Here is a 7,560-nt window from a genome sequence, read left to right as displayed (position 1 = left end):
CGGCCTCCAGCCGCGAAGCCGCTGCCGAACCGGGGGCCCAACGCCAGTCCGCCGCGGCGCTGGCCACGCAGGCCTACCAGACCACCGCGGAGGCTGGCGCGCGCGCTGCCGCGCCGGACAGCCTCATCCCCCACGCGGCGCGCGCCGCCGCTGGCCTGCCGGACACCGCCTCGGCGGACGCCGGCCGGCAGGCCTCGGCAGCCGGCCCGGCCATCCATCCGGCAACCGAAGGCGTGGTCCGCCAGCAGCTGGAGTTGCTTGCCACGCAGCAGTTCCGCTTTGCCGGCGAAGCCTGGCCCGGCGTGCCGATGGAGTGGGAGTTGCTGCGCCCCGACGCGGATGGCGCCGCTCAGGCCCATGACGACAGCGCCCGGCCATGGTCCAGCCGCCTGCGGCTGCAATTGCCGAGCCTCGGCATCGTCGAAGCGGTGCTGACACTGGGGCCGGCAGGGCTCGACGCCCGCGTGGCAACGCCCGAGACCGATGTCGCGGCGCGTTTGATCGCGGCTCGGCCGCTGCTGCGCAACCAGCTGGAGGCGCAGGGCATCGTGCTGCAGCGCCTGAGCGTGCAGACCCAGGACAACATGACGGAAGGAGCGGCGCGATGAGCGAAGCGGCGCAAGACCGCGGCGCGGCGATCGCGCTGTCCTACCAGCACAGCGACAGGGCCCCGCGCGTGGTCGCCAAGGGCTATGGCGTGGTGGCCGAAGCCATCATCGCGCGCGCGCGCGATGCGGGCGTCTATATCCACGATTCACCCACCCTGGTGAACCTGCTGATGCAGGTCGACCTGGACAGCCACGTGCCGCCGCAGCTCTATGTGGCCGTGGCGGAGCTGCTGGCGTGGATCTACCACCTTGAAGCGGGCATGGACGCAGGCGCTGAAGCGCAGGCCTGACCCGGCAGGCCCTCCTGACGACAAGAGCCCCTGGCCGCTTGCGCGCTCAGGGGCTCTTTGTTTCAGGGGCAGGCCAGTAGGCTTACACCGCCATATTCATCATTTCCTGGTAAGCCGCCACCAACCGGTTCCGCACCTGCACCCCGGTCTGGAACGACACATTGGCCTTCTGCAGGTCGATCATCACATCATTGAGCGCCACGCCGGGCTTGCCCAGCTCGAACGCCTCGGCCTGGCCGTAGGCACGTTCCTGCGCGGCGTTGATGCGGCCCAGCGAGCGCTGCAGCTCGCCGGCAAAGCCGCCGCCGACCGGCGCGGCGGACTGGCTGGCATTGTTGCCCGAGGCAACCTGGGACATCCCGCGCAGTTGCTGCAGCATGCCCTCGATGGAAGAGATGGTGGTCATTTGGCTCGTCGTATGCCGGTCCACCGGCAGAGTTCGTCTTGTGGCGCGCCCCTTGCATCACATAACGGCCTGCCGGCAGGCGGGCCTCAGGCGGTTCGCACCCAGTTTCAGCCCCCGCAGAGTACCCGCCGCCTCCGCCCCTCCATGGGCCGAAATCGGACAAAAAACCGCGTCTGTTCGCCGGATTGTCAGGCTCAAGTCTGGCCGATCATTGCCACCGTGCCGGAAGAGCGCGGGCCGTCGTCCCGTGCTGGCTCCGGAAATCACCAGACAACCATCGATTCGGGAGTGCGCGTGTTTTCTCTGCAGCGTAATGTGAGCCGTGCCGTGAGCCGCGCCGACGACCAAGGCGGTCAGCATCGCCCGTGCCGTCGCCAGCATCGCGGCGCCGGATCCGGAGCACGCGCATGACCGCGGCCGTGGCACTGCCCGGGCGCTCGGCAGAAGTGATCGAGCGCCTGAAGGCCAACCCGAAGCTGCCGCTGATGCTGGCCGGCGCAGCCCTGGCCGCGGCCATCGCGGTGGGCGTGCTGTGGTCGCGCAGCCCGGACTACAAAGTGCTGTACAGCAACCTGTCCGAGCGCGACGGCGGCGCGGTGCTGCAGTCGCTGCAGCAGATGAACGTGCCGTACAAGTTCGCCGAAGGCGGCGGTGCGGTGATGGTGCCGGCCGAGAAGGTCCACGAAATCCGCCTGCGCCTGGCTTCGCAGGGCCTGCCCAAGAGCGGCACGGCCGGCATGGAGCTGATGGACAACCAGAAGTTCGGCATCAGCCAGTTTGCCGAGCAGGTCAACTACCAGCGCGGGCTCGAAGGCGAGCTGGCGCGCTCGATCGAGTCCATCGCCGCGGTGCAGTCCGCGCGCGTGCACCTGGCCATCCCCAAGCCGACGCTGTTCGTGCGCGAGCGCCAGAAGCCGACCGCGTCGATCGTGCTGCAGCTGTACCCGGGCCGCGCCATCGATGAGGGCCAGGTCGCGGCGATCAGCCACCTGGTGTCGTCGAGCGTGCCGGAGCTGACGCCCAAGTCGATCTCGATCGTCGACCAGCACGGCAACCTGCTGTCGAACACCGGCAACGAGCGCATGCTCGACGCGACCCAGCTCAAGTACGTCCAGGCGCTGGAGCAGAACTACCTGAAGCGCATCGAAGCGATCCTGACGCCGATCGTCGGCAAGGACAACGTGCGTGCGCAGGTGACCGCCGACGTGGACTTTTCCATCGTCGAGCACACCGACGAGAGCTACAAACCCAACCAGGACCCGACCCGCTCGGCGATCCGCAGCCAGCAGACCAGCGAATCGACCCAGCAGGGTGTCACGCCGCCGGGCGGTGTGCCCGGCGCGCTGTCGAACCAGCCGCCCGCTGCCGCCGCCGCGCCCGTGACCACGCCGCAGACGCCGCGTGCGGGCCAGGCGCCGGGACAGGCCGGCGCTCCGGCTGCCGGGCAACCCGGACAGGCCGGGCAAGCTGCGCAGCCAGGCCAGGGCGCTCAGGGCGCCAATTCCACCGCTTCCAGCGGCCCCAGCAGCAATCGCCGCGACTCCACCGTCAACTACGAACTGGACCGCAGCGTGCGCCACGTGCAGCAGGCACCGGGCGGCGTGCGCCGCCTGTCGGTGGCGGTGGTGGTCAACTACCGCCAGCAGGCCGATACCAAGGGCAAGCTCGTGGCCGAAGCGCTGCCGCCGGCACTGCTGGCGCAGATCCAGAACCTGACCAAGGAGGCGATGGGGTTCTCGGCCGACCGCGGCGACTCCATCAACGTGGTCAACAGCCCGTTCACCGCCGAGCGCGACAAGGCCGCGCCCGAGGTGCCGCTATGGAAGCAGCCCGACATGATCGAGCTGGGCAAGACCCTTGCGGGCTACCTGCTGCTGGCAGTGCTGGCGCTGTTCGTGTGGTTCAAGGTGGCGCGCCCGATCCTGCGCCGCTACACCTCGCCGCCGCTGCCGGCGCCGGAAGCCAAGGACGAGACCGAGGCAGTGCTGCTGCCGCCGGACGAGCCCGCCAACCCGGAAATCCTGCGGCTTGCCGCCAAGTATGAAAGCGACCTCGCGCTGGTGCGCGACGCCGCACAGCGCGACCCGCGCCTGGTCGCCAGCGTGATCAAGAACTGGATTGCCAATGACAACCGCTAAGGGCATCTCCGAATCTGGCCTGCAAAAGAGCGCCGTCCTGATGATGGCGATCGGCGAGGATGCCGCGGCCGAGGTGTTCAAGCACCTGTCGCAGCGCGAAGTGCAGGAGCTGGGCTCGGCCATGGCCACGCTCAGCTCGGTCACCCGCGAGGAAATGGCCGACGTGCTGGGCGAGTTCCGCACCGAGACCGAGCAGTACCTGGCCCTGAACGTCGATTCCAACGCCTTTATCCGCAGCGTGTTGAACAAGGCGCTGGGCGAGGAACGCGCCCAGTCGGTGATCGAAGACATCCTGGAATCGCGCGATCCGGGCGGCGGCATCGATTCGCTGAACTGGATGGACGCCACGGCCATTGCCGAGCTGATCCGCGACGAGCACCCGCAGATCATAGCCACCATCCTGATCCATCTGGACCGCCAGAAGTCGTCCGAGGTGCTGGCGCTGTTCACCGACCGCCTGCGCAACGACGTGATCCTGCGTATCGCCACCTTCGGCGGCGTGCAGCCGGGCGCGCTGCAGGAACTGACCGACGTGCTGACCAAGCTGCTGGCGGGCCAGAGCCTGAAGCGCAGCCGCATGGGCGGCGTGCGCACCGCGGCCGAGATCATCAACCTGATGAGCACGGCGCACGAAGAGGCCGTCATCGACGGCGTGCGGCTGCACGACGGCGACCTGGCGCAGAAGATCATCGACGAGATGTTCCTGTTCGAGAACCTGCTGGAGGTCGACGACCGCGGCATCCAGCGCGTGCTCAAGGAAATCGCCACCGAGTCGCTCATCGTCGCGCTCAAGGGCGCGCCGCAGGAACTGCGCGACAAGTTCATCCGCAATATGTCCACCCGCGCCGGCGAGATGCTGCGCGAGGACCTGGACGCGCTGGGCCCGGTGCGCGTGTCGCAGGTCGAGGCCGAGCAGAAGGCCATCCTGCAGGTGGTAAGACGCCTGGCGGATGCGGGCGAAGTGCAGATCGGCGGAGGCGACGATGCCTATGTCTGAGGCAAACCCTGAGCGCGGCCAGGCCGCACGCCGCGCGCCGCGCGGCGACCCGCTCTCTTCCCTTGCCGGCAACGGCGCGGCCGCCGAGCCTGGCGGCTTTGCGCCGTTCGAGCCGCCGCGCCGCGCGCGTGGCGGCGCAGCCGGCTGGCAGCGCTGGCAGATGGGCTCGCTCGATCCCCGGGAAAGCGAGCCGCCCGAAGCCCTGGCCGCCATGCCCTCCGAGCCCGCACCGCCGCCGATCGACTTCGAGGCGCTCGACGCAATGCGCGAAGGCGCGCGCAAGGAAGGCTATGCCCAGGGCTACACCCAGGGGCAGACCCAGGGCTACGGCGACGGCCACCGCGAAGGCTACGCCCGCGGCCTGGAAGCCGCACGCAACGAGGCCACGCAGCTGCAAGCACTGGCCACCAACTTCCGCAGCGCGCTCGGCGGCGTGGACGACCAGGTTTCGCGCGCACTGGTGTCGCTGGCGCTGGACGTGGCACGCCAGCTGGTGCGCACCGCCCTTGCCGACGACCCCGCGGTGCTGCTGCCGGGCGTGCGCGAGCTGCTGACCAGCGAACCCGCGCTGTGCGGATCGCCCAGCCTGCTGCTGCATCCCGACGACGTGGCGCTGGTGGAAACCCACCTGCATGGTGAACTGGCGGCCGCCGGCTGGACCGTGCGCGCCGATCCGTCGGTGGCGCGCGGCGGCTGCATCGCCAGCGCCGCCAGCGGCGAGCGCGACGCCACGCTGCCCACGCGCTGGACCCGCGTGGTCAAGGCGCTGGGCCGCGACGATCCATGGGAGCCGCCACATGCCTGACACCGCCGAGCAGGCCACGCCCGCGCCGGATCCCGCGCTGGCCCATGCGCAACGCTGGATCGGCGCGCTGGACAGCGCCGCGGCCGGCATCGCCGGGCTCGACAGCAAGCGCAGCTGCGGCCGCCTGACGCGTGCCGCGGGCCTGGTGCTGGAAGCCGTGGGCCTGCGCCTGCCGGTGGGCAGCGACTGCCTGATCGAGCTGCCCGCCGGGCAGTTCACCGCCGACAGCAATGCGCCGCGCACCGCGGAAGCGGAAGTGGTGGGCTTTGGCGCCGACCGGCTCTACCTGATGCCGCAATCGGATGTGGTGGGCTTGCTGCCGGGCGCGCGCGTCTACCCGCTGGAACCATCGCCGCAGCCGGCCGGCATCACCACGCCGCGCGAACCGGGCTCCAAGCGCCTGCCGGTTGGCGCCGGCCTGCTGGGCCGCGTGCTGGATGCCGCGGGCCGTCCGCTCGATGGGCTGGGCCCGATCACCGCCGCCATGGAAGTGCCGCTGGCCGGCGAGCAGATCAACCCGCTGATGCGCGCGCCGATCGAGACTGTGCTCGATACCGGCGTGCGCGCCATCAACGGCATGCTGACCGTGGGACGCGGCCAGCGCATGGGCCTGTTCGCGGGCTCGGGCGTGGGCAAGAGCGTGCTGCTCGGCATGATGGCGCGCTATACCAGCGCCGATGTGATCGTGGTCGGCCTGATCGGCGAACGCGGCCGCGAAGTGAAGGAGTTCATCGAGAACATCCTTGGCCCCGAGGGCCGGGCACGTTCGGTGGTGGTGGCCGCGCCGGCCGATACCTCGCCGCTGCTGCGCATGCAGGGCGCCGCCTATGCGACGCGGCTGGCCGAGTATTTCCGCGACCAGGGCCAGCATGTGCTGCTGATCATGGATTCACTGACGCGCTACGCCATGGCGCAGCGCGAGATCGCGCTGGCCATCGGCGAGCCGCCGGCCACCAAGGGCTATCCGCCCTCGGTCTTTGCCAAGCTGCCGACGCTGGTCGAGCGCACCGGCAACGGCCCCGAAGGCGGCGGCTCGATCACCGCGTTCTACACGGTGCTGACCGAAGGCGACGACCAGCAGGACCCGATCGCCGATTCCGCGCGCGCCATCCTGGACGGCCATATCGTGCTGTCGCGCAGCCTGGCCGAATCCGGCCACTACCCGGCCATCGACGTGGAAGCATCGATCAGCCGTGCCATGACCGCGCTGATCCCGAACGCGCAGTTCGGCTCGGTGCGCCGCTTCAAGCAGCTGATGTCGCGCTACCAGCGCAACCGCGACCTGATCAGCGTGGGTGCCTATGTGCCGGGCAACGACCCGGAGCTGGACCTGGCGATGCGCCTGCACCCGCGCATGGAAGCTTTCCTGCAGCAAGACATCCACGAGCGCGCCGGCTACGACGACGCCATCGCCCAGCTTCACAGCCTCTTCGACAGGAGTGAACATGCTCAAGCACTCACCACTTAATACGCTGGCTGACCTCGCCCAGAACGATACCGACGCCGCCGCGCGGGAGCTGGGCAGGCTGCAGGGACTGCGCACGCAGGCTGAGCAGCAGCTCAACCAGCTCACCGAGTACCGCCATGAGTACCGCGCGCGCATGCAGGTGGTGGCTGCCGAAGGCATGACGTCCAGCCGCTGGCAGGATTTCTCGCGCTTTCTCGATTCGCTCGACCATGCCATCCGCCAGCAGGGCGCCGCGCTGGCCAAGGCCGAAGCCGACCTGCTGGCAGGGCGCAACCACTGGCAGCACCAGAAGCGCCGCCTGAACTCGTTCGACACGCTGATCGCGCGCGCCGAAGCGAAGGAAGAACAGGTTGCCGCGCGCCGCGAGCAGCGCGCCAACGACGAATACGCCGCCCGCCTGGTCCGCACCACGGCCAGCCGCCTCAGCGAAGCCTGACCCGGGCCACCCCCGTAGCCAACGCCATGATCGATATCAGCCAGATTGTCAGCAGCGCCGCCAATGCGGTCGAGGGCGCCAGGCGCGCCAGCGCCGACGCAACCGCGAGCGGATTCGGCGACGCGCTGTCGCGCGCACGCGAAAGCAGCAAGGCCCCCGCGCCGCCGGCCAGGGAAACCGCCGCGCGCGACCAGCCTGCATCGCGCCAGCCCGCGGCCCAGGCCGACGCCGGCAAGCCGCAGCAGACCGCCGCGGCCGGCAAGAAGCCCGCGGCCGGCCACAAGGATGAGGATCAGGACCAGGACGACACCGCGGCGGCCACGCCGACGGATGCCGCAGCCGCTGCCGCAGCGGCCCTGGCACAGATGCTTCCCGCCGCCACCCCGGCCAGCCCCGCTGCCGCGCCGGCCGG

8 protein-coding genes and 1 pseudogene are annotated in these 7,560 nt (G+C 70.1%); 8 read left to right on the top strand and 1 reads right to left on the bottom strand.

The features are described 5' to 3' along the window. Positions 1-608 (top strand): flagellar hook-length control protein FliK (locus tag CF68_RS38590; RefSeq protein ID WP_235205862.1); only part of this gene is annotated, 608 nt, incomplete at its 5' end. Next, complete coding sequence (locus tag CF68_RS23205) at positions 605-898, top strand: EscU/YscU/HrcU family type III secretion system export apparatus switch protein (protein WP_035823355.1); 294 nt, start codon at positions 605-607, stop codon at positions 896-898. The genes CF68_RS38590 and CF68_RS23205, both read left to right, overlap by 4 nt. A gap of 82 nt (positions 899-980) precedes the next feature. On the opposite strand, the gene fliE is transcribed toward CF68_RS23205, so the two are convergent. Continuing rightward, complete coding sequence (fliE, locus tag CF68_RS23200; protein WP_035823354.1) at positions 981-1,304, bottom strand: flagellar hook-basal body complex protein FliE; 324 nt, start codon at positions 1,302-1,304, stop codon at positions 981-983. Positions 1,305-1,711: 407 nt separating this feature from the next. On the opposite strand from fliE, the gene fliF reads away from it, so the two are divergent. From fliF to CF68_RS23170, 6 genes and pseudogenes are all read left to right on the top strand, one after another. Further along, positions 1,712-3,442: a flagellar basal-body MS-ring/collar protein FliF gene (gene fliF / locus CF68_RS23195; protein WP_035823353.1), complete on the top strand. Its 1,731-nt coding sequence runs from the start codon at positions 1,712-1,714 to the stop codon at positions 3,440-3,442. Continuing rightward, entirely contained in the window at positions 3,429-4,439 is a 1,011-nt protein-coding gene (fliG, locus tag CF68_RS23190; protein ID WP_035823351.1) for a flagellar motor switch protein FliG, read from the top strand. Before fliF ends, fliG begins: the two co-directional genes overlap by 14 nt. Further along, positions 4,426-5,244, top strand: a complete 819-nt coding sequence (gene fliH / locus CF68_RS23185; RefSeq protein WP_035823350.1) for a flagellar assembly protein FliH — start codon at positions 4,426-4,428, stop codon at positions 5,242-5,244. The genes fliG and fliH overlap by 14 nt, the downstream gene beginning before the upstream one ends. Beyond that, the gene (gene fliI, locus CF68_RS23180) at positions 5,237-6,712 is read left to right on the top strand and encodes a flagellar protein export ATPase FliI (protein ID WP_035823348.1); all 1,476 of its coding nucleotides are present in this window, start codon (positions 5,237-5,239) and stop codon (positions 6,710-6,712) included. Before fliH ends, fliI begins: the two co-directional genes overlap by 8 nt. Then, positions 6,690-7,148, top strand: coding sequence for a flagellar export protein FliJ (fliJ, locus tag CF68_RS23175; RefSeq protein ID WP_035823346.1), 459 nt, complete (start codon positions 6,690-6,692; stop codon positions 7,146-7,148). Before fliI ends, fliJ begins: the two co-directional genes overlap by 23 nt. A gap of 26 nt (positions 7,149-7,174) precedes the next feature. After that, a pseudogene (locus CF68_RS23170) lies at positions 7,175-7,560 on the top strand (flagellar hook-length control protein FliK); the annotation flags it as partial.

It is taken from the genome of Cupriavidus sp. SK-4, from assembly GCF_000611125.1.
GTDB classification, from domain to species: Bacteria; Pseudomonadota; Gammaproteobacteria; order Burkholderiales; family Burkholderiaceae; genus Cupriavidus; species Cupriavidus necator.
Note: the sequence above shows the minus strand (reverse complement) of the source record. Positions and strands in the feature narration are given on the sequence as shown.

Excerpts from the sequence above, each read along its gene's own strand:
- CF68_RS23205 (WP_035823355.1), top strand. The coding sequence starts at position 605 with ATGAGCGAAGCGGCGCAAGACCGCGGCGCGGCGATCGCGCTGTCCTAC.
- fliE (WP_035823354.1), bottom strand. The coding sequence starts at position 1,304 with ATGACCACCATCTCTTCCATCGAGGGCATGCTGCAGCAACTGCGCGGG.
- fliF (WP_035823353.1), top strand. The coding sequence starts at position 1,712 with ATGACCGCGGCCGTGGCACTGCCCGGGCGCTCGGCAGAAGTGATCGAG.
- fliG (WP_035823351.1), top strand. The coding sequence starts at position 3,429 with ATGACAACCGCTAAGGGCATCTCCGAATCTGGCCTGCAAAAGAGCGCC.
- fliH (WP_035823350.1), top strand. The coding sequence starts at position 4,426 with ATGCCTATGTCTGAGGCAAACCCTGAGCGCGGCCAGGCCGCACGCCGC.
- fliI (WP_035823348.1), top strand. The coding sequence starts at position 5,237 with ATGCCTGACACCGCCGAGCAGGCCACGCCCGCGCCGGATCCCGCGCTG.
- fliJ (WP_035823346.1), top strand. The coding sequence starts at position 6,690 with ATGCTCAAGCACTCACCACTTAATACGCTGGCTGACCTCGCCCAGAAC.